The organism is Sphaerisporangium aureirubrum (genome assembly GCF_042658925.1).
GTDB classification, from domain to species: domain Bacteria; phylum Actinomycetota; class Actinomycetes; order Streptosporangiales; family Streptosporangiaceae; genus Sphaerisporangium; species Sphaerisporangium aureirubrum.
Genome location: NZ_JBHSRF010000036.1, coordinates 1 through 19,675, shown reverse-complemented (window position 1 = coordinate 19,675; position 19,675 = coordinate 1). Strand labels below are relative to the sequence as shown.

20 protein-coding genes and 1 pseudogene are annotated in these 19,675 nt (G+C 68.6%); 16 read left to right on the top strand and 5 right to left on the bottom strand.

The window, feature by feature from the left end; all coding sequences use genetic code 11:
* Window positions 1-7: 7 nt before the first annotated feature.
* The 3 genes from ACFP1K_RS22765 (at window position 8) to ACFP1K_RS22755 (ending at window position 2,306) form a co-directional block, all read left to right on the top strand.
* Entirely contained in the window at window positions 8-457 is a 450-nt protein-coding gene (locus tag ACFP1K_RS22765; protein WP_380756598.1) for a DUF1931 family protein, read from the top strand.
* A 103-nt stretch (window positions 458-560) separates the two neighbouring features.
* Window positions 561-1,712 carry a glutathione-independent formaldehyde dehydrogenase gene (locus ACFP1K_RS22760; protein ID WP_380756596.1) on the top strand — a complete coding sequence of 384 codons (1,152 nt, stop codon included), beginning with the start codon at window positions 561-563 and terminating at the stop codon, window positions 1,710-1,712.
* Between the two features lie 123 nt (window positions 1,713-1,835).
* Window positions 1,836-2,306: an ester cyclase gene (locus tag ACFP1K_RS22755; RefSeq protein ID WP_380756594.1), complete on the top strand. Its 471-nt coding sequence runs from the start codon at window positions 1,836-1,838 to the stop codon at window positions 2,304-2,306.
* 59 nt (window positions 2,307-2,365) lie between these two features.
* Here ACFP1K_RS22755 and ACFP1K_RS22750 read toward each other — a convergent pair whose 3' ends face one another.
* Complete coding sequence (locus ACFP1K_RS22750; RefSeq protein WP_380756592.1) at window positions 2,366-2,863, bottom strand: phosphate-starvation-inducible PsiE family protein; 498 nt, start codon at window positions 2,861-2,863, stop codon at window positions 2,366-2,368.
* Between the two features lie 407 nt (window positions 2,864-3,270).
* Window positions 3,271-3,480, bottom strand: coding sequence for a three-helix bundle dimerization domain-containing protein (locus ACFP1K_RS22745; RefSeq protein WP_380756590.1), 210 nt, complete (start codon window positions 3,478-3,480; stop codon window positions 3,271-3,273).
* A 187-nt stretch (window positions 3,481-3,667) separates the two neighbouring features.
* Here ACFP1K_RS22745 and ACFP1K_RS22740 point away from each other — a divergent pair, with 187 nt between their 5' ends.
* The 5 genes from ACFP1K_RS22740 (at window position 3,668) to ACFP1K_RS22720 (ending at window position 9,027) form a co-directional block, all read left to right on the top strand.
* Window positions 3,668-3,928 carry a luciferase family protein gene (locus ACFP1K_RS22740; RefSeq protein WP_380756588.1) on the top strand — a complete coding sequence of 87 codons (261 nt, stop codon included), beginning with the start codon at window positions 3,668-3,670 and terminating at the stop codon, window positions 3,926-3,928.
* Between the two features lie 190 nt (window positions 3,929-4,118).
* Window positions 4,119-4,556 carry a DUF3237 domain-containing protein gene (locus ACFP1K_RS22735; protein WP_380756586.1) on the top strand — a complete coding sequence of 146 codons (438 nt, stop codon included), beginning with the start codon at window positions 4,119-4,121 and terminating at the stop codon, window positions 4,554-4,556.
* A gap of 38 nt (window positions 4,557-4,594) precedes the next feature.
* Entirely contained in the window at window positions 4,595-7,357 is a 2,763-nt protein-coding gene (locus ACFP1K_RS22730) for an AAA family ATPase (RefSeq protein ID WP_380756584.1), read from the top strand.
* 185 nt (window positions 7,358-7,542) lie between these two features.
* Window positions 7,543-7,917 (top strand): hypothetical protein, encoded by a 375-nt coding sequence (locus tag ACFP1K_RS22725; RefSeq protein WP_380756582.1) that lies wholly within the window; start codon window positions 7,543-7,545, stop codon window positions 7,915-7,917.
* 69 nt (window positions 7,918-7,986) lie between these two features.
* Window positions 7,987-9,027: a hypothetical protein gene (locus tag ACFP1K_RS22720; protein WP_380756580.1), complete on the top strand. Its 1,041-nt coding sequence runs from the start codon at window positions 7,987-7,989 to the stop codon at window positions 9,025-9,027.
* Between the two features lie 70 nt (window positions 9,028-9,097).
* Here ACFP1K_RS22720 and ACFP1K_RS22715 read toward each other — a convergent pair whose 3' ends face one another.
* Window positions 9,098-10,462 carry a dihydrolipoyl dehydrogenase family protein gene (locus tag ACFP1K_RS22715; protein ID WP_380756578.1) on the bottom strand — a complete coding sequence of 455 codons (1,365 nt, stop codon included), beginning with the start codon at window positions 10,460-10,462 and terminating at the stop codon, window positions 9,098-9,100.
* A 204-nt stretch (window positions 10,463-10,666) separates the two neighbouring features.
* Here ACFP1K_RS22715 and ACFP1K_RS22710 point away from each other — a divergent pair, with 204 nt between their 5' ends.
* From ACFP1K_RS22710 to ACFP1K_RS22700, 3 genes are all read left to right on the top strand, one after another.
* Entirely contained in the window at window positions 10,667-11,521 is an 855-nt protein-coding gene (locus ACFP1K_RS22710) for an alpha/beta fold hydrolase (RefSeq protein WP_380756576.1), read from the top strand.
* Between the two features lie 5 nt (window positions 11,522-11,526).
* Entirely contained in the window at window positions 11,527-12,180 is a 654-nt protein-coding gene (locus ACFP1K_RS22705) for a VOC family protein (protein WP_380756574.1), read from the top strand.
* Window positions 12,181-12,268: 88 nt separating this feature from the next.
* Window positions 12,269-15,019 carry a helix-turn-helix transcriptional regulator gene (locus ACFP1K_RS22700; RefSeq protein ID WP_380756572.1) on the top strand — a complete coding sequence of 917 codons (2,751 nt, stop codon included), beginning with the start codon at window positions 12,269-12,271 and terminating at the stop codon, window positions 15,017-15,019.
* Here ACFP1K_RS22700 and ACFP1K_RS22695 read toward each other — a convergent pair.
* Window positions 14,961-15,659 carry an enoyl-CoA hydratase/isomerase family protein gene (locus ACFP1K_RS22695; protein WP_380756570.1) on the bottom strand — a complete coding sequence of 233 codons (699 nt, stop codon included), beginning with the start codon at window positions 15,657-15,659 and terminating at the stop codon, window positions 14,961-14,963. The two genes, ACFP1K_RS22700 and ACFP1K_RS22695, sit on opposite strands and share 59 nt — an antisense overlap.
* 484 nt (window positions 15,660-16,143) lie before the next feature.
* Between ACFP1K_RS22695 and ACFP1K_RS22690 the strand changes: the two are divergent.
* The 4 genes and pseudogenes from ACFP1K_RS22690 to ACFP1K_RS22675 all read left to right on the top strand — a co-directional run bounded on the left by ACFP1K_RS22690 (window position 16,144) and on the right by ACFP1K_RS22675 (window position 18,155).
* Window positions 16,144-16,400, top strand: a pseudogene (locus ACFP1K_RS22690) (effector-associated constant component EACC1).
* 131 nt (window positions 16,401-16,531) lie between these two features.
* Complete coding sequence (locus tag ACFP1K_RS22685) at window positions 16,532-16,852, top strand: hypothetical protein (RefSeq protein ID WP_380756568.1); 321 nt, start codon at window positions 16,532-16,534, stop codon at window positions 16,850-16,852.
* Between the two features lie 998 nt (window positions 16,853-17,850).
* Window positions 17,851-17,988: a hypothetical protein gene (locus ACFP1K_RS22680; RefSeq protein ID WP_380756566.1), complete on the top strand. Its 138-nt coding sequence runs from the start codon at window positions 17,851-17,853 to the stop codon at window positions 17,986-17,988.
* Between the two features lie 29 nt (window positions 17,989-18,017).
* On the top strand, window positions 18,018-18,155 hold the full coding sequence (locus tag ACFP1K_RS22675) for a hypothetical protein (RefSeq protein WP_380756564.1): 138 nt from the start codon (window positions 18,018-18,020) through the stop codon (window positions 18,153-18,155).
* 128 nt (window positions 18,156-18,283) lie between these two features.
* On the opposite strand, the gene ACFP1K_RS22670 is transcribed toward ACFP1K_RS22675, so the two are convergent.
* Window positions 18,284-18,643, bottom strand: coding sequence for a hypothetical protein (locus ACFP1K_RS22670; protein ID WP_380756562.1), 360 nt, complete (start codon window positions 18,641-18,643; stop codon window positions 18,284-18,286).
* Window positions 18,644-18,950: 307 nt separating this feature from the next.
* Between ACFP1K_RS22670 and ACFP1K_RS22665 the strand changes: the two genes are divergently transcribed.
* Window positions 18,951-19,619 (top strand): hypothetical protein, encoded by a 669-nt coding sequence (locus ACFP1K_RS22665; RefSeq protein WP_380756560.1) that lies wholly within the window; start codon window positions 18,951-18,953, stop codon window positions 19,617-19,619.
* The last annotated feature ends 56 nt before the right edge of the window (window positions 19,620-19,675 follow it).

The window sequence follows — 19,675 nt, the reverse complement described above, 5'->3', positions numbered from 1 at the left end:
GACCTCCATGGTGCTCATGGCGGTGTCGAGATTCAAGCGCTTCTTCCGCAGCGCCGCTGGTGTCGACGTCGACAAGGACGACCTCCGGCGCTACAGCGACTTCGTGAACGACAAGGTCTACGACCTTCTGGTGATCGGCCAGGCCCACGCCAAGGCGAACCGTCGCGACATCATCGAACCCTGGGATCTACCCGTCACCAAGGGCCTGCAGGAGAGCATCCACCGGTTCCGCCGCCTCGACGAGGACATCGAGCTGAAACCCATCCTGGAGCAGCTCGCCAGGCTGCCTCCGCTCGACCTGTCGATCGGCGAGGAGACCGTCGGCCGCCTGCCCGAGATCGTCGGCGGACTGTCAGTGGCACTGGCTCAGGCCTTCAAGATCGTGGATCCGGAGGTGAAGAACCCCGCGACCGAGCAGTGGGAGCGCACGACAAGTGTCTTCGACCTGCTGCTCTGAGGCGGTGGGGACGGCCTCTTGACCTGCTGTAAGGCGTGGGACCTCTCGTCCGTCCTTGACGGGTGAGGCGATCCTTCGCAATCAACCGCACGGGGAGGAAATCATGAGAGCAGTCGTCTACCAGGGACCTCGGCAGGTCAACGTCGAGAAAGTCCCAGACGCGCGCATAGAGCGGCCCACCGATGTCCTGGTTCGCATCACCACGACCAACATCTGCGGGTCGGACCTGCACATGTACGAAGGCCGGACCGACTTCGAGACGGGTCGCGTCCTCGGTCACGAGAACCTCGGCGAAGTGATCGAGGTCGGACCGGCCGTCGACCACGTCCGCGTCGGCGACGTGGTCTGCGTCCCGTTCAACATCTCGTGCGGCTTCTGCCAGAACTGCGAGAAGGGCCTGACGGCCTACTGCCTCACCACCAATCCCGAGCCGGGCATGGCGGGGGCGGCGTACGGCTTCGCGGACATGGGGCCGTACAGCGGCGGCCAGGCCGAGTTGTTGCGCGTGCCGTACGGCGACTTCAACTGCCTCGTCCTGCCGGACGACGCGAAGGAGAAGCAGAACGACTACGTGATGCTCGCCGACATCTGGCCGACCGGCTGGCACGCGACCCAACTCGCCCAGGTGGAGGCGGGCGACTCGGTCGTGATCTACGGGGCGGGGCCCGTCGGGCTGATGGCCGCCTACTCCGCCACGCTCAAGAGCGCGAGCAAGGTGATGGTCGTCGACCGCCACCCCGACCGGCTCGCCAAGGCCGAGGAGATCGGCGCGATCGCGATCGACGACTCCCAGTCGTCACCGGTCGATCAGGTCATGGAGCTCACCAAGGGCCTGGGCGCCGACCGGGGCTGCGAGTGCGTGGGCTACCAGGCACACGACCCGCAGGGGCACGAGCACCCCAACATGACGCTCAACGACCTCGTCAAATCGGTCAAGTTCACCGGGACCATCGGCGTCGTCGGCGTCTTCATCCCGTCGGACCCCGGCAGCCCGGACGATCTCTTCAAGCAGGGCGAGATCGCCTTCGACTACGGGATGTTCTGGTTCAAGGGCCAGACGATCGGCAACGGCCAGTGCAACGTGAAGCGCTACAACCGGCAGCTCTGCACGCTCATCCACGAAGGGAAAGCGCGGCCGTCCTGGGTCGTCTCGCACGAACTGGGCCTGGACGACGCACCGGACGGCTACGAGCACTTCGACCGGCGGGATCTCGGCTGGACCAAGGTCGTCATCCATCCCGGCGAGCTCAGCTGACACACGGCGCCCGGACCACCGCCGCGAGTGCGCACGCCATCACCGCGGCCGGCCCCGAGCGAGGGCCGGCCGCCGTGATGGCGCATCCGTCGCCGGAAGGGTCCCTCTCGAAGGGTGATGACGATGGGCGACGCTCGCGCGCTCAAGGACAAGCTGTACGAGGCCTTCAACGCCCACGATCTGGATCGTGTTCTTCAGTGCCACAGCCGGGACGGGGTCCTGGTGACCCCAGAGGGCGTCGCGGAAGGACACGATCAGATCGCCTCGTTCTACGAGGAGGTCTTCAAAGGGTTTCCAGACCTGCACATGACGGTCTGGCACACAGTGTTCTGCGCCGATCCCGCGGTGACCGAATGGATGCTCACCGGCACGCACAACGGGCCTCTCATGCTGCCCGGCGGGGGCGTGCTGGGCGGAACCGGCCGTTACGTCGCCGTTCGCGGCACCAGCACCTGCACTGTGGGCAACGACAAGATCATCACTCATCGGATCTACTACGACCAGCTGGAACTGTACAGTCAGCTTGGTGGCGAACTCGTCTTCGACGATCGCTCGTCATCCGCGGGCGAGGGACGGCCGTCGCCCGGCGACTGAGGATTCGATGCCGCCGCCGTCTGGCGTGGCTGCCGGGCGGCTCCGCGGGCATCCTCCGGTCACTCCGCTGACAGTGGTCCGCCGCCGGTACCGCGCCCGACGGCCGGTTCCTGATCGGCCACCCGCTGGGACCATCGCGCGACGGCCAGCGCGGCGACCAGCAGGAACGCCACGCCTGCGTAGACGGCCAACTCGATCCACTGCGCGCGGCTCTCGGCCGCGGTCATGGACACGGTGAGCCGGACGACCACCGACAGGATGTGCCGGACCACCGCGATGACGCCCACGATGATGAAAGGCTCCAGTTGGAGCCGCCCGCCTTCGAGATGCGCCAGAACGGTGACGAAGATCTCCAGAATGATGAGGACGAGAAGCAGCTCTTCGATGACGACGATCGTCTTGGTCGTCCACGATCCGGAGCTCTGCGCCACTGTGATCCACATGAAGACGACGACGGCCGCGGCGACAACAAGCAGCATGAGCGAGACCAGATAGAGCACCACATGCTCGGCCCAGACGAGGAAACGCAGCATCTTCCGCGCCGACCCGTTCCGCATGATCTCGGTCCCCCCCGGAACCCCGCCTGCCCCCGGGCAGTTGCCCACCCTCCATGGCCTCGCCGCTCTCCTTGGACGTCCGCGCGGCCGGAATGCCGGGAAGATGGCCGCGCCTCCGATGCCAAGACCCGCCGATTGCCGTCCCCCAGCACGCCGGTACGCCGCGACAGAAGGTTAGGTACCCGTCCCACCATCGGTGCCGTATCCGTACCGCGCCCTCTTGCCATGCTTCGCCCAAGACGTGACAGCTTGTTTATGGTCGACGCACATCCGAGACGTCAACCGGCGGCTGGCGTCAACCAATAGCGCCTCCGCCGATCCCGGAGCGGTTCAGCACTGCCGAATTAGGCTCAAAGCTTAGAAGCTTTAGAACACCTCGCCCGAGCAGGCCAGGTGCTGCTCGCGTTTTAGGCAGACTTCGCCCATAGCCGGTCCTTCGAGGCGTGCTCCACCAGAACAGGGATGTAGTCACGCACCGTACTGGCCTTGAACGGCTCGTAGCACTGCATCACCACGGCTTCGACTTGATCGGGCGAATATGAATCGCTGAATCTGGCCGTCAGCCGAGTCACTAGATCATGCAGCGCCTCATGCTCACGACTCTCGCTGTAAACCATGACCCCTCCCTAGCCCGTTCCCAGCGCAGCAACCACGCTGCTCCAAATCGTAACCCGCTGTTTCCCGCACGGCCATCTACCGAGGTGTAATCCGACCACTGTCCGAGCATCGCGGAAGCGTCATAGCTCAGTAACGGTTGAAGAACAGCAGGTAGCATGCCGGGAAACCTGGCACACCATGGAACAAATGGCGGTACCACTGAGCGCTCCCCGGACCACCGAAGCGCCTTACCTGGAACAGGCCGTAGCCCAGCTCAGGGAGTGGCCCGCTCTAACGTTGAGTCAGATCCCCGGCGGATTCGCGTTCGCCATCCAGGACATCGAGATACTCCGGCTCACCGGCCACAGCACCGCCCAGCTTCACCTGACCGGACCCATGATCGAGCGCTTGCACCACGCTCTGTGTACCTCCACGCAGATCAACCCGGCACCGATCACGGATGGCTGACCATGCAAATCGAAGCCGCCCCAGACCTCGATCTACTCCTCGTGCTCGTCAGCGTCGCGATCAAAGCCAACACCTGACCCCACGCTCGATGTCAGTCTTCAGATGAGGCCTGTCGGATTCGTTTCGGGTTGGGCAATACCAGTGGGTTACCCGGGCGCGAGCGGAGGCTGCGGCGAGCCACGCTGGATGGATGATCAACGAACTGCCCAGTCCCGCTCTCGCGCAGGTGTTCCGCCTGCACGCCGTGCTGGGTGCCCCGCTCGATTTCGGCGAACTCGGGTACGGAAGGCGCCTGATCGTGCCGCTGACCGGTGGCCGGTTCACCGGTCCTGAGCTCAACGGCAACCTGATGCCCGACGGCAGCGCCGAGTGGCAGTCCACGCTCCCGGACGGCACCGTCCTGGGGTACCTGCGGTACACGCTCCGTACTGACGGGGGTGATCTGCTCCAGGTGCGCTCGCGAGCCGTCAGGTACGGCGGCTCGGCGGACGACTTCCTGGTCCGCGCCACCACGCGCCTGCAAGCGGCTGCCCCGCATCTCGGTTGGGTCAACCGGGGTGTGTTCGTCAGCGTGGGAGCCCATCGGGGCGTGGGCATGATGACCTACGAGACATACTTGGTGTCGTGAGATAGCTGCCTGTCACCAGGTGCGGTCATACTGTTGTGATGACGGGCAGCTCTGTCACCGAGCCACCGCTGCTTGGCCGTCAGGCCGAGTGTGCCGCCATCGACGCGGTGCTTGAATCCGCTCGAGACGGACAGGGGTCGGTCCTGGTCGTCCGTGGTGAGACGGGTGTGGGCAAGACGGCGTTGCTGGACCGCGGAGCCGCCCGTGCCTCGGCCTTCCGTCTCGCTCGTGTGGCCGGCGTGGAGTCGGAGTCGGAGCTGATGGGCGCGGGCCTGCAGCAGCTCCTCGGCCCGCTGATCGAGAAGGCCCGTCGACTGCCTGGCCCGCAACGCGAGGCCCTTGAGACCACGCTGGGGCTGCAGGAGGGACCTGCCGCCGACCGGTTCCTGGTCGGTCTCGCCGTGCTCGGTATGCTGAGCGAACTCGCCGACCAGCGTCCTTTGCTGGTCGTGGTCGACGACGCCCAGTGGCTGGATGCGGTCTCCACGCAGGTCCTCGCCTTTGTCGCCAGGCGCCTGGCCGCTGAGCGCATGGCGATGCTGTTCTCGCTGCGCGAGCCGGGCGGCGGCACCGACCTCGACGGGCTGCCCGCCCTGCACGTGAGCGGCCTCGGCGATCACGATGCCCGCCGGTTGCTGAGCTCGGTGATCCCGGGTGGCCTGGATGAGCAGGTGCGCGACCGGATCGTGGCCGAGACCCGCGGCAACCCCCTGGCCTTGCTCGAACTGCCTGCCGCGATGACGCCGGCGGAACTGGCCGGCGGGTTCGGGCTGCCCGATGCCCGCATGCTGTCAGGACGTATCGAGCACAGCTTCGTGCGGCGTGTGGAGGCGCTGCCCGACGACACGCGCCTGTTGATGTTCGCCGCGGCCGCGGAACCGGTCGGCGACATGCTGGTGCTGATGCGTGCGCTGGAGCGCCTCGGCATCGCCATCGGCGCCGCCGAGCCCGCCGAGTCGGCGGGCCTGATCGACCTCGGCCCGAGGGTCGTCTTCCGGCATCCCACGGTCAGGACCGCGGCATATCGGGCTACGCCGGCGCAGGTGCGCCGGCGTGGGCACGCGGCGCTGGCTGAGGCCACCGACGCCGAGGCCGACCCGGATCGCCGCGCCTGGCACCGCGCCCACGCGACGGCGGCGCCGGAGGAGGATGTCGCGGCTGAACTGGAGCGCCGCGCGGCTCGCGCGCAGGCCAGGGCCGGCGCTGAGGCGGCGGCAGCCTTCCTGGAGCGGGCGGCCGAGCTGACACCCGACCCGCGATTACGTGGGGTGCGGGCGCTGGCCGCCGCCCAGGCCAAGCTGGATGCGGGTGCGCTCGGCGCGGCCGAGTCGCTGCTCGCTCTGGCCGCGATCGCCCCGCTGGAGATGGCCGATCGGGCGCGGCTGGAGCGCGTGCGCGCCCATATCGCGTTCGCGCGCACCCGGGGCAGCGGCACCCCCACCTTGCTCAGCGTGGCGGCCAGGCAGCTGGAGCCGGTCGATCCCGAGCTGGCCCGCGAGACGCACCTGGAGGCCATGTGGGCACTGATGCGCAGCGGCCGCTTCGGCGGTGCAGACGGCGTGCCGGCGGCCGCGAAAGCCGCGCTGGCGCCGGTCGGCGATGAGCCCGTGCGGGCCGTCGATCAGTTTCTCCAGGTGCTCGTCATCCGGCGCACGCAGGGTCACAGCCAGGTGCTGCCGGCGGTGAGGCGGGCGATCGCGACCTTCCAGCGCGAAGGATTACGCCGCGACAACATCGCCTGGTGCTGGCTGGCCTGCCAGCTGGCCATGGACGTCTGGGACGACGAGGCCTGCGCGGCGATGGCCGGCGGTCTGGCCGAGGTGGCCCGCGAGCGCGGCATGCTCACGGTCCTGCCCTTCGCGCTGAATTACTCCGCCGCCCACCAGCTGTTCGCCGGACGCTTCGACCTCGCGCAGCAGCTGATCGGAGAAGCCGATTCGATCACCCGCGCGACGCGCAACGTCGCCATCGCCGACTTCTCCGTCCTGCTCGCCGCCTGGCGAGGAGAGCGCGATCGAACCCTCGGCATGCGCGAACGTATCCTCGCCGACGCGACGGCGCGCGGCGAGGGTTTCGCCGTGGAGGCGGCCGAGTGGGCCGCCGCGACCCTGTATCTGGGCTACGGCGAGTACGGCGCGGCCGCCGAGGCCGCCCGGCGAGCCTACGAGCCGGAGGGGCTCGGGTTCACCGTGTGGGTGCTGCCCGAGCTGATCGAGGCGGCCGTCCGGGCCGGCGACCCGGCCACGGCGCAGCAGGCTTTCGAGCGGCTGGCAGAACGCTCGGCGACCAGCGACACGGCCTGGGCGCGCGGCATCGAAGCCCGTTCCCAGGCGTTGCTGAGCGATGACGGCAGCGCGGAGGAGCTGTATCAGCAGGCGATCGAGCACCTTGCCCGATCCCGCGTCGCCGTACACCGGTTCAGGGCTCAGCTGATCTACGGCGAGTGGCTGCGCAGGCAGAACCGGCGGGTCGACGCACGAGTTCAGCTCAAGGCCGCCTACCAGGCCTTCGACGCCATGGGCGCCGAGGCATTCGCCAGGCGTGCCGAACGGGAGCTGCTGGCGACCGGGGAGACCGTGCACAAGCGAACCGGTGACGCGGGCGTGGAGCTCACCTTTCAGGAAGCGCAGATCGCGCGGCTGGCCCGCGACGGGCACACCAACCCGGAGATCGCCGCACAGCTGTTCCTGAGCCACCGCACCGTCGAATGGCACCTGCGCAAGGTCTTCACCAAGCTGGACATCACCTCGCGCAGGGAGCTCGCGCGAGCGCTTCGGGCCACCGAGCCCGCGACAGCCTGACCGTCGTTCGTCCCATCCCCAGTGGACGGCCCGTGGACGGCCAGGGTGAGGGCCAGGGGCTGTCACGGGCGCGAGAGGCGGTGACCGCGCGCGATCGTGAAGACGTCACCCCCCAAGGGGAGCCCCGAAAGAGCGGCCCCCGCAGCCTCCGTCACAAGGACGGAGGAACCCAAGGAGGAATCCTCATGCGACGTCTCCAGAAGGCCCTGATCGCGACCGCTACGACCCTGGTCCTGGGCATCGGGATCACCGGCCTCACCGCCGGCCCCGCCGCTGCCGCCACCGGCACGTGGAAGCTGTGCGACGACTGGAACATGTGGACCATCACCCGGGACTGTCTGACCGGCACCGACAGCAACCCACCCAGGGTTGCCGACCTGCGGACCTGGGCCTACAACGACGCCATCTCCTCCATCAAGACGAACTCGGTCGCCATCGAGGCTTGGACGAACGTCAACTTCCAGGGCACCTACGGCTACTTCGCACCGAACTCCGTCTGGAACGCGCTGGAGTACCCCTACGACAACTCCATCAGCTCGATCTCCTACCCCGGAGCCTGACGTCCCCCTGCGGGGGTGGACGCGCCCCCACCCCCGCAGCCCCCGTGAAACGATGAACGGAGGTGCGCCATGCCAGGCAAGCCGCGCAGAACAATCCGGTCCTTCGCGTCGATCGCCCTGCTCGTCCTTGCCATCGCCGGCTGCGCTTCTGCCCGGCCCGCGGAATCCGCCTCGGCGGATGTGTCCGCCCAGCACATGGTGCACCTGCTCCAGGTCCAGCTCCCGCCGGGGAAGGTCTCAGGGCAGCAGGGGCAGGGATTGAGCGCCGAACCCGGTCCGGCGCCCTCCGCGCAGGTGCTCTTCGAGGCGGGCGGGAGCGCGGCGAAAGTGGCGGTGAAGCTGAACAGGTGGCCCGTCCCCGTTCCCGTTCAGTACGCGCAGTGCCCCGACTCCGCCTACCACCCCTACAGCCGCTGCAGCCAGACCTTCCTGCCAGGCGGCGCCAGGCTCGTGCTGGACCGCTCTCCGAGCGACGAGGACGACCCGGCAGGTGGCGAGCTCCTCAGCGCCCTGCTCACCTACCGGGACGGCAAGCAGGTCCTGGTGTCGGAGGCCGGTCGCGCCACCCTTCCGCTGACGCATGAGCAACTCGCCGCCGTGGCGACCTCTCCGCTGTGGCATCCGGTTCTCGCGGCCATGCCCGCGCCGCCTGCCCGTCCCCGGACCGGATCGGTCGCCAGACTGACAGCGCCGCAGATCAGCCGCATCATCGAGAGACTGCTTCCGGAAGGCGTGCGCGCCGGGCAACCGGGCGGCGCGGACGGCTTCGGACACATCACAGTCGACGACGGCCGCGGCAAGAGCCTGCTCGCCGTGAACGTCCAGCAGTGGAAGCCCGGCGATGCGGCCATGACGCAGGTGTTCCAGAACGCTGTGACCCTGCCCGACGGCACCCACGTCAGCGTGCGCCAGGGTCCCGCTCCGCGCGGCGGACCAGGCACGATCGAATGGACCGTCGACACCATCGGTACTGACGGCCTGCGGGTCGTGATCTCGGCGCTCAACGCGAGCGCCTACCGCCTTCCCTCCGGCCGCAGCACACCAGCCCTCAGCCTTGAGCAACTCCGGCGGATCGCGCTCGATCCGGCCTGGCGGCAGGCCATTGGCTGACACCACCAGTAAATCCCTTCGATGCACGGCATCGGGGGCAAAGCGGATGACGATGCCATGCGGGTGCGGTTCAAGTGAGGGAACGGAGGACGGGCTGGAGCGCGCGGTGAAAGGTCGGGTACGCGAAATGCATTCCGGCCAGTGTGCTGACCGGGACCTCCGCGTGGATCGCCGTCACAAGCGCGCCGAGCACCTCGCCGCCCGCGCTTCCGACAACGGTGCCGCCGACCAGCACGCCCCGGTCGGCGTCCGCGACCAGCTTGATCGGGCCGGCCTCCTCGGCGATCCAGCCGCGGGTCCCCAAGTCGCCGATCGCTGTGCGGACGTTGACGCCGCGTTCGCGGGCCGCGGCCTCGGTCAGTCCGACCGAGCCGACCTCGGGGGCGGTGAAGGTGACTCGGCCGACGGCCCGGTAGTCCGCCCACGGGCCGTCCACGCCGGTGAGGTCACGGATCGCCACGTCGGCCTGGTACATCGACATGTGCGTGAACGCGCCCTTGCCGGTGATGTCACCGATGGCCCACACGCCTTCCGCCACCCGCATCCGCTCGTCGGGATCAAGCACCCGCGCCTGCGGGTCCAGGCCGACATGCTCCAGGCCGAGGTCCCGCAGGTTGTTGCGCCGGCCCGCGGCGACCAGCAGGCTCTCGGCCGCGACCGCGCCGTCGGCCAGGCTGATCTGGAAGCGGTCGCCGTCGTGCTCGACCCGCTGGGCCCGCGCCGACGTGCGCACCGAGACACCGTCGGCGGCGAACGCCTTCGCCACGGCCGTGGAGGCTTCCGGCTCCTCGACCGCGAGCAACCGGCCGGATGCCTCGATCACGGTCACCTGGACGCCGAAGGCGGCGAACGCCTGCGCGATCTCACACCCGATCGCGCCGCCGCCGAGCACCGCCAGCGAGGCCGGTAGCTCGGTCAGCCGGACGACGTCCCGGTTGGTCCAGTACGGCGTGTCCGCGAGCCCGGGAACCGGTGGCGCGGCCGGGGAGGTCCCGGTGTTGAGCACGATGCCGCGCCGGGCGGTGTACGACGTCAGCGACCCGTCGGGGCCGGTGACGGTCACCACGCCGGGCGCGGTGATCCGGCCACGGCCACGCGCGAAGACGCCGCCGGCATCGACCAGCCGGTCCACCGCGACCTGGTCGTTCCAGTCGTCGGTGGCCTCATCGCGGATCCGGTCCGCGACCGGCTTCCAGTCCGGGCTGACGGTCGACGAGCCGGCGTGGCCCTCGACAAGCCGGGCGACGCGCAGCTTGTCGGCCGCGGCGATCATCATCTTGGTCGGGATGCACCCGAAATACGGGCACTCACCACCGACCAGGCGTTCGTCCACACCCACGACCGACAGCCCGGCCTTGGCCAGGCTCCCGGCCACGTGCTCGCCACCGGGGCCTAAGCCGATCACTACAACGTCGCATTCGCCGGTCTCGCTCATATCCGTGCACCTTTCGGGGTCGTGTCGTCTCGGCATCCGACCATGCCGCACATTCCGTGTCGTCGCACCTGTGACAGCCCCGCGGCTGTTGCCCGGTCCCAGGGCATCGGCCTGCCTGCTCGGGGCGGGACCAGGGGGTCTCCCTGGTGCGACGGCACCACCGGCGGACGAAGCTGGCAACACAACCTCACCAGCGGAGGAAACATGAACACCTCGCTGATCAACCCCAAGACCATCACGGTCGACGGGCTCACCGTCCGCTACGCCGAGAGCGAGCAACGCGACACGCACGCGCTCCTGCTCAGCCCGTGGCCCGAGAGCGTGTACGCGTTCGAACCCACATGGGCCGAACTGGCGGCAGACGTCCACGTGGTCGCTGTCGACCTGCCCGGTTTCGGAAGGTCGCAGAGCCGTCCGGACCTGTTCACCCCGCGAGCCGCCGGTGCGTTCGTGCTTCAGATCCTGGACGCGCTCGAACTCGACAAGGTCCACATCGTCGGCCCGGACATCGGCACCAGCGCCTCCCTGTTCGCGGCGGCGCGACAGCCGGGCCGCTTCCACAGCATCGTCATCGGCGGCGGCGCCGCGTCGGCGCGGCTCGAACTCGGCGAGCCCCTCGCGAGCTGGGTGTCGGACCCCGACATCAGCTGGTACGAGCAGAACGCACGCCGTGTCATGCAGACGACGTTGGACAACATCTTCCCCGCGACGCCTCTCGGAGATCATGTGCGAGAGGACTACCTCGCGTCGTATGACGGCCGCCGGTTCGCCGAGTCGATGCGGTACGTCCGCAGCTACCCGACCGAACTCAAAGTGCTGGAGCGTTTGCTCCCGACGGTCGAGACACCGGTGCGGATCATCGTGCCCGAGCGGGACCAGGTCGTCCCGCGCGCGCACGCCGAGTTCCTCGCCGACCGGCTACCCACCAGTGCACTCGACGTCGTCGACGCCCGGCACTTCATTTGGGAAAGCGATCCGAAGTCCTACGCCTTCCTGGTCCTTGACTGGTGGGACCGCCACCGGCCCGACAACAACCACGCCATCAACGCTGAAAGGTGACCACCATGACCAGCACCACCCCCGCCGCGCAGAAGGCGGATCTGAAGCTTGAGGCCGTCGTGATCCCCGTGTCCGACGTCGACCGGTCGAAGAAGTTCTACCAGGATCTCGGCTGGCGCCTCGACGCCGACTTCGCCTTCGACAACGGCTTCCGCGTCGTTCAGGTGACGCCTCCGGGATCGCCCGCCTCCATCCAGTTCGGAACCCAGATCACCAACCAGCCGCCCGGCACCGCCGAAGGCATCTATCTGGTCGTCTCCGACATCGCCGCGGCCCACGACCAGCTCACGGTCCTCGGCGCCGACGTCAGTGACGTCTTCCACCCCGAAGCCCCGGGAGCCCAGTTCGGCCAGGTCCCCGGCGGCCAGGCCGGCGGGCTCGCCACCGATCAGGCCAGCTACGGGTCCTTCGCGACCTTCCACGACCCGGACGGCAACGAGTACCTGATCCAGGAGGTCACCACCCGGCTCCCCGGGCGCGTCGACTCCGGCACCACCGCGTACGCGTCGCTGAACGACCTGGTCGGCGCGCTGAAGAGAGCAGCGGCCGCGCACGGCGAGCACGAGGCCCGCAACGGCGGCACGTTCGACGAGAACTGGCCGGAGTGGTACGCGGCCTACATGGCCGCCGAGCACCACGGCGACGAACTTCCCCGCTAAGGAGCCAGTTCGCGGCGCTCGTCCATGAGCTCCCGAACGGCCTTGCACACTTAGTGCCACCCAGGCGACTGATCGTTAGAATCGAGACGTGGCAGCAGCGCCGGTGCTCCGAGGACGCCAGCATGAGCGTGATCGGCTGGATCAGGCGCTGCGGCACGTCAGAAGCGGCGAGAGCGCCGTGCTCGTCCTGCGAGGCGAGGCCGGGGTGGGCAAGACCACCCTGCTGCACTACGTCGAGAGCCAGGCCGTCCGATGCCGGGTCGCCCGGATCACCGGCGTCGAGTCCGAAATCGATCTGCCCTTCGCCGCCCTCCACCAGCTCTGCGGCCCCCTGCTCGCGTCGGCCGACGCGCTCCCGATGCCCCAGCAGCACGCGCTGAACGTGACGTTCGGGCACGCCGCCGGAGCCGCGCCGGACAAGCTCGTCCTCGGCCTGGCGGTGCTGAGCCTGCTCGCCGATGCGGCTTCGGAGCAACCGCTCGTCTGTCTCATCGACGACGCCCAGTGGCTCGACGTGGCCTCCAGGCAGGTGCTCGGGTTCGTCGCCCGGCGATTGCTCGGCGAATCAGTGCTGCTGCTCTTCGCCGTACGGGAGCCGAATCCGGACACCCTGCTGGCCGGTCTTCCGGCTTTGACCGTAGGCGGTCTCGAAGACGCGGACGCCCGCGCGCTTGTGATCGCGACGACCCCGGGCCACTTCGACGACCGGATACTCGACCGCATCGTGGTCGAGACCCGCGGCAACCCTCTGGCCCTGCTCGAGCTGTCCCGCAGCAGCCGGGCCGAGCTCCTCGGCGGGTTCGCCCTCCCCTCGGTCGGCACCGACGCCCTGCAGGACCGATACGAGCAACGCATCCGCGCCCTGCCCGAACCCACCCAGCGGCTGCTCCTGCTGGCCGCGGCTGACCCCACCGGGGACGCCGCCTTGCTCTGGCGTGCCGCGCAGGACCTCGGCCTCGGGCCGCAGACGGCGGCTCCGGCGGAGAAGGTGCAGCTCGTCGAGATCGGCCGGAGCGTCCGGTTCCGCCACCCACTGGTGCGCTCAGCGGCCTACGCCGCGGGCGGCATCGAGGACCGGCGTGCCGTACACCGTGCGCTCGCCGATGCCCTCGACGCCGGAAACGACCGGCAACGCCGGGCATGGCACCTGGCCGCGGCGGCAGCCGGTCCCGACGACCGGCTCGCCACCGAACTCGCCGACGTCGCACAGGACGCGCAGTCCCGCGGCGGGATCGCGGCCGCGGCGGCACTGCTGCGGCGTTCCGCCGAGCTGACAACGGACCACCGGCTCGGGGTCGAGCGTACGCTGTCGGCGGCCGAGGCCTACCTTGACGCGGGCGACTTCGCCTCGGCGCTCGGTCTGCTGGCCAGAGCCGAAGCCCTCTCGGCCGACGACCTGCAAGGCGCCCGGATCGACGTGATCCGCGGACTCACCGACCGCGCCGCCCGCTCCGGAAGGGAGGCGCCGGCGACGCTGCTCCGCGCCGCCCGCCGGCTCCAGCCCCTGGACAGCCGGTTCGCACGGCTCACCTTCCTCGACGCGTGGGGGGCGGCCCTCGTCGCCGGACGGCTGGCGTACCCCGGCAGCGACCTGGCCACCGTCTCCGCAGCCGCCCGCGAAGCACCTCCGGCGCCCGGCGAGATCACCGCCGCCGATCACCTGCTCGACGGCCTGGCGGCCCTCGTCACCGACGGGACCGCGACGGCACATCCGCTGCTGCGTGAGGCGGTCGCGGGCTTCCTCGACAACGAGGTTCCCCCCGCTCAGTGGTTACACTGCGGCGTGCTGGTCGCCAACGCGGCCTTATCGCTCTGGGACTACGACCGCTGGGAGGCGGCGAACGCCCGGCACGTCGAACTGGCCCGCGCCGGCGGCGCACTCGCGCCCCTCGCCAACGCGCTGAACGTCCGCCGGGTCATCGCGCTGTGGCGCGGAGACGTGGAGCACGCCCGCGAGCTGGGCATGGAGGAGTCGACGGTAAAACAGGCCACCGGCATGCGCAGGGCTTCCTACGGAGACTTGTTCCTGCTCGCCTACCAAGGGCATGCGGCGGAAGCGTTGCCGCTGCTCACCGAAGCGGCCGCGGAGTCCACCGCGCGTGGGGAAGGGCTCGGCCTGTACTTCACCGACCGAGCCACCGCATTGCTCCACCTGGGCCTCGGGCACTACGCCGAAGCGGCGGCCGCGGCCGTACGGGCCGCGAGCGGCGACCTCGGCCCGTTCACCGCGCAGGCGCTGCCCGACCTGGTCGAAGCCGCGGTGCGAAGCGGCGCGACCATGATCGCCGAAACGGCCCTCGAGCGCCTCGCGGCGTACACCGCGGGCTTGGACCTGGAATGGGCGACCGGCCTGCGAGCCCGTTCCCAGGCCCTCGTCAGCGACGGGGAGCAGGCCGAACAGAGCTACGCCGAGGCCGTCGACCGTCTCGGCCGAACCCGGCTGACGTTCGAACTGGCCCGTACCCGGCTGCTGTACGGCGAGTGGCTGCGCCGCGAACGCCGCCGGACCGACGCACGCCGCCAGCTGAAGCAGGCGTTCGAGGAGTTCGCCGGGATGGGCGCCGACGGATTCGCCGAACGGGCCAGGCACGAACTCCTGGCGACCGGCGAGAAGGTGCGCAAACGCACCGCCGGCACCGTCGACGAGCTCACCCCGCAGGAGGAGCACATCGCCCGCATGGCCAAAGACGGCCGCACCAACACGGAGATCGGCGCCGAACTGTACATCAGCGCCCGCACCGTCGAATGGCACCTCCGCAAGATCTTCGCCAAACTCGGCATCAGCTCACGCAAGGAACTCCGGGATGCGCCGATCCACCTGCGCAGCCGGACTCACTGACGCGGAAGCCCGCCCAGGGGAAACAGCTCATCCGCGCGGCGATGCCTGTTACTAACTCGTCCAGTTCGTCGTCAGGGACCGCACGGTTGACCCATCCATAGCGTTCGGCGAGGTCGGCGTCGAAGTCCGACGAGGTCAGCACGACTTCGAGTGCTCTGCCCCGGCCCATCAGACGAGTGAGGTGCTGAATGGCACCCGCTCCGGGGGGTGTTCCGAGTCCCACTTCAGGCTGGCCCAGGACGGCGTTCTCGCGGGAAGCGAAGCGCATGTCACAGGCAAGGAGGAACTCGCTGCCGGCTCCCCGGGCGCGGCCGCGCAGCTTGCCGATCGTGACGACCGGCAACTGGCTCATCTTACGAAACAGCATTCCCAGGGAGGCATCGCCAAGACCTCCGCCCTTCGCAGCCTCAGCGGTGTACTCGGAGACTTTCGTCATGTCGACGTGCGGGAAGAAAAAGTCGGCGTCCGCGCTCTCGAAGATCACCACGCGTGGAGCAGTCGGGTGTGACAGTTCGTGCAGCAGCGCGACCAGGTCCCGCACGACCTCAGGACCGATCAGGTTCATCGGCGGTGCATGGAATGTGGCGGAAAGGACGTTACCGTCCTGCCTGATCTTGATGGTTTCGTGAGAAGGGTTCATCCCGGCTCCCTGTCATCACTCGGCCCTAGCCTGCGCAACCAGCATGGCAGTGGTCATGGCAGTGGTCATGGTGGCGGCGGAGGTGCGTGGGCAAGCAGGGCGGACTCCTGCGCGCGGTGATCGCGTCCCGCCTCGTTGACGACTAGTAGCCGGTGAGCCACTCCAGACCCTGCTGAAGCGGCGGATCATGGCATCATCCGCGCTCACCTGGCCGAACCTGATCTCAGCGCGGCGGGGGATCGCGAACGACTCGATCATGGCGTGAGCGGGCGTCTCCCCCGCTTCAGTCATGCGGGCATTGAGCCGCTCCCGGAGCACGCCGGCCTCCACCTCGTCGTGTCCTGGCCAGTAGCGAGGTGAGCCCGCCAGGCGGCCACCTCCCGGACGGTGATCGCCGAATCCGATCACGACCAAGGCCGGCCTCGCTTTGGAGTTCACCGCGCTACGGGACTGGCTCAGCGGCGAGCGAGCTTTGGCCGGCAGGGTGCGTCTGGTGCAGCGGGCGCCCGGTGAGGACGAGTTGGGCGGGGCGTTCGAGATGCTGGCGGTGGCGGTCAGTTCAGTGGCGCGGGGATCGCGTTGGCCAAGGCGCTGACCGTATGGCTGCAGACCCGCCGCGCTGATGTGACCGTCACGGTGACCTCCGCGTCTGGAAGCGTGAAGCTCGAGGTTCAGCGGATCAACGACGCCGGCGTGCTGCCGCTACTGGAGGAAGTGCTCCGAGAGCGCGATGAGCCCTGAACTGCCCGGCTACTCCCGGTCCAGGGCAATCTGATCGGCACCTCGACCTACCAGGATCCGCTGTTCCCGACACTGCCGGCGGTCGCCAACAACCTGCACGGACTACGGGAGGTGCTCACCGATCCCGGGCTGTGCGGCTGGCCGGTGGATCGGCTGACCGTCCTGCACGATCCCTCAAACGTCCGGCGGCTCTTGAGACCCTGCGCCGTCTGTCGCGGGACACCGAGGATGTGTTGCTTGCCTACTTCGCCGGGCACGGCACCATTGTGCGGCGAGGACAACTCTGTCTTGTGCTGACCGACACCGACACCGACGCCGACGATCCCGACATCACCGGCCTGGAGTTCGAGCGAGTCCGGGAAGCGCAGCTGACGCCTACACGTCGTTCACCGGGGAACTATTGGACTTGGTCCGGACCGGCATATCCGGTGGCCCGCAGCAACTGCCCCTGAGCCTGATTTACCTTCACCTGCGGCGCCGCCTCCGGGAACGCGGGCTCCCCGATCCCCAACCAACGCGGCACCGACACCGCCGACCGATACGCCTTCACCAGCAACGCCGCCATCCTTTCCCCACCGCACGAGCCCTCCACTCCAGAGCCCCCATCCCCAGGGCCGGTATTTCGAAAGAAACCCCGCGCCACCGGCCACAACCCCCGGCCGGTACCGCCGGCGCAGAACCGGCCGGGATGCCAACCGCCGCCACCCGGCCGCCGGGACGTGCGACGAGACGAGGCCGGCGCTGCCGGATGCCACGCAGAGCCCCCCGAGCCTCACGAAGCCGCCCCCACCGCGACGGGGCAAGGGCCGCCGCTCGCTGCTGCGCGTTTCCCTCATAGGCGGGGGCGCTTGGCCTGTCAGGGCTCCGCAGCCCGACGATCCACGTCGTCCTGTCCGCTGTTGCCGCCGCTGTCGGCTTCCGCTTTGCCGAGGTCGCGGCGGTCGTCGCGGCGGCGGATGGGCTCCGTCTTGAGCCACTTGATGAGGAGCGGGAGTCTTCTCCCCACTGCACTTGGTCGGTCGATTCGTGCTTAGTAGATGACCGACCTCGTCTGGATGACGGTCCCGCCGTCGCAGTAAGCCCACGACCATTCAGTTGTTTCGGCTTTCCTGGGCGGGCCGTAGCGCTCCCAGTAGAAGGGCGGCGTAACTCTGGAGTCAACGCATTTGACCCAGGCTCCGAACCAGCCGGTTCCCTGGCAGTCCCACGCGCGATAGTACGAGTCCTGAGCTTGGATAGTGCATAGTTCTGGTGCCGCGTTGGCTGGTGTCGCGACCGCAATCGCGGACATGACGCCACATGCCGCAGCCAGGCCAGCCATGGCCATGCGTAACTTCATGATTCCTCCTGGAATTCCTCCGCTCGCTGAAACCGCTTGGGCCAGTGTCCGATTTGTCGGTACTGGTCGACAACATGTTTCGACCCAGATGAAAAGTCGTAGGTCACTCGCTTGCCGATCGAATTCCGGAAAGGAGTCGCCGTGCGCGCGGACATCACGCTCGCTACCCCCGTGCGACGCACGGCCAGGGTGTTACAGCTTCAGGGCATGTTCGACGTGCCGTCGGAGGAGAAGCTGACGAACTCCTGATCGGTGCACCTGCCCGTCGAGGAGCGGAAGTGGACTGTTGGCCTGCTCGTCGGCCCGTCCGGCTCTTCCGCGTCGGCCGTGGCATCAGCCACACCGGCTGCCGGGCCGAAATCCCCGGCGACGACTGCATGCCCATCGCCCACCTCCTCGACCAGCTCACCCGGTGACCAGCAGCACACGACCACCTCGGCCGGGCCGCCCCGTCTCCTCGTCGCTGACGGGTTGACCTGACCGCCAGTGTCCACGCCGCGCTACCGCTCCGGCCACGGCCGCCGGCTCGGGCTTCACGCCGGACTCAGCGCAGTGCACGCTGGTCGGCGCAGGCCGCTACCTGGTCAAGTTCGGCGAGTACGGTCTGGGCGGCAAAGAGATCGAGCCGTACCACGACGACGTCACCGACGCAGAGCACCTGCGCGACGAGCTGGCCGCGCTCGTGACGGCACAGGGCTGGTTCGGGTTCTACATCAAGCTCGATGGCCTGGCCGACCGGGTCCGCCTGGACGTGGAGCCTGGCAACCCAGACCTCCTCGGCACGTTCACCCTGCAGCCTGACCCCGAAGTAGAGGGTCCGGTCGAGTTGTCGGGGGCGTTCTCGGACGACGTGTCCGGCGGTTGGCCGCTCGCCCGCGACGAGCAGGCGACGGAGGTGTTCCATGCCAAGGTCGCCGGGCGGGCCGATCTATTCGCATGTGGCGACCTCGCGCCTGCCCGGGTTCACCGGCGCTGGGGTGGCCAGTATGGGTGGGCGGCACCAATACTTGCTGGAAATGCTTCGGCGAAACGGGGGGTATATGTGGCGCTTTCACTTCACTGGCGAGGATTTGGCTCGGTTACGGTTCGAGACTTCACCTGGGCCCGTCATGGAGTCCTGGTTCGGCCTTAGCGTGTTGGTGAGGCGGGGCTCGGAAAGGACCCTGTTCGACCCGTGGCGGCGCGGTGTCGAGCCCCGCGGTTCTCTTCGTTTGCTGTCCGAGCTGATTGGTGTCCATCCCCTTGATGTGTACACCTTGGCCGGTGGGGGAGCTCATGTTGAGGAGGGACTGGACCGGCTGTTGTCGGCACCCGCTTATCAGGTGAGCATCGAACTCGACACATGGGGATGCTTCAGCCGTCTGCCTATCTGGACCGGGCACCTGCCCGATGACGCTGGTATACGCAAGCACTTCGCCGCGGCCGTGCAGGACATGCATGCCGCTCTGGTCGCGCCGTATCGTGATCCGATCCGCGCGCATCTGGAGGCGGAGGTCGCCTCCCGCGGCCGCACCATGGCGCGCGAGGGCGCCGAGCGCATGTTGTCTACGCTCCACCCCGACCTGGTTTGGGGGGAGATGACCCTCACGGTCCCCACCCGTTTCACCACCATGACGGTCGAAGTACACCTGGGTGGGAGGGGCCTCGTGCTGGTCCCCTCGATCTTCTGCCGTCTCCCCTTGGCGAGCTTCGATGATGCCCGGCCTGATGGTCCGCCGGTGTTGTTCTATCCAGCTCTGCGGGACCCTGCTCATGCCTTCGCTGTGTGGGGACGTCGTACGAGTGCTTCCAGTCAGACAAAGGTTCTGGCCGCCCTGCTGGGCGAAACCCGCGGCCGCTGGTTGCGTCCACGGAGGTGGTGTACGAGTTTTCGCTGGTGACAGGCGTGGCGTCGTGAAATGAGGACGGCCATCGCGTGATCCTTTTCGATGTTCCA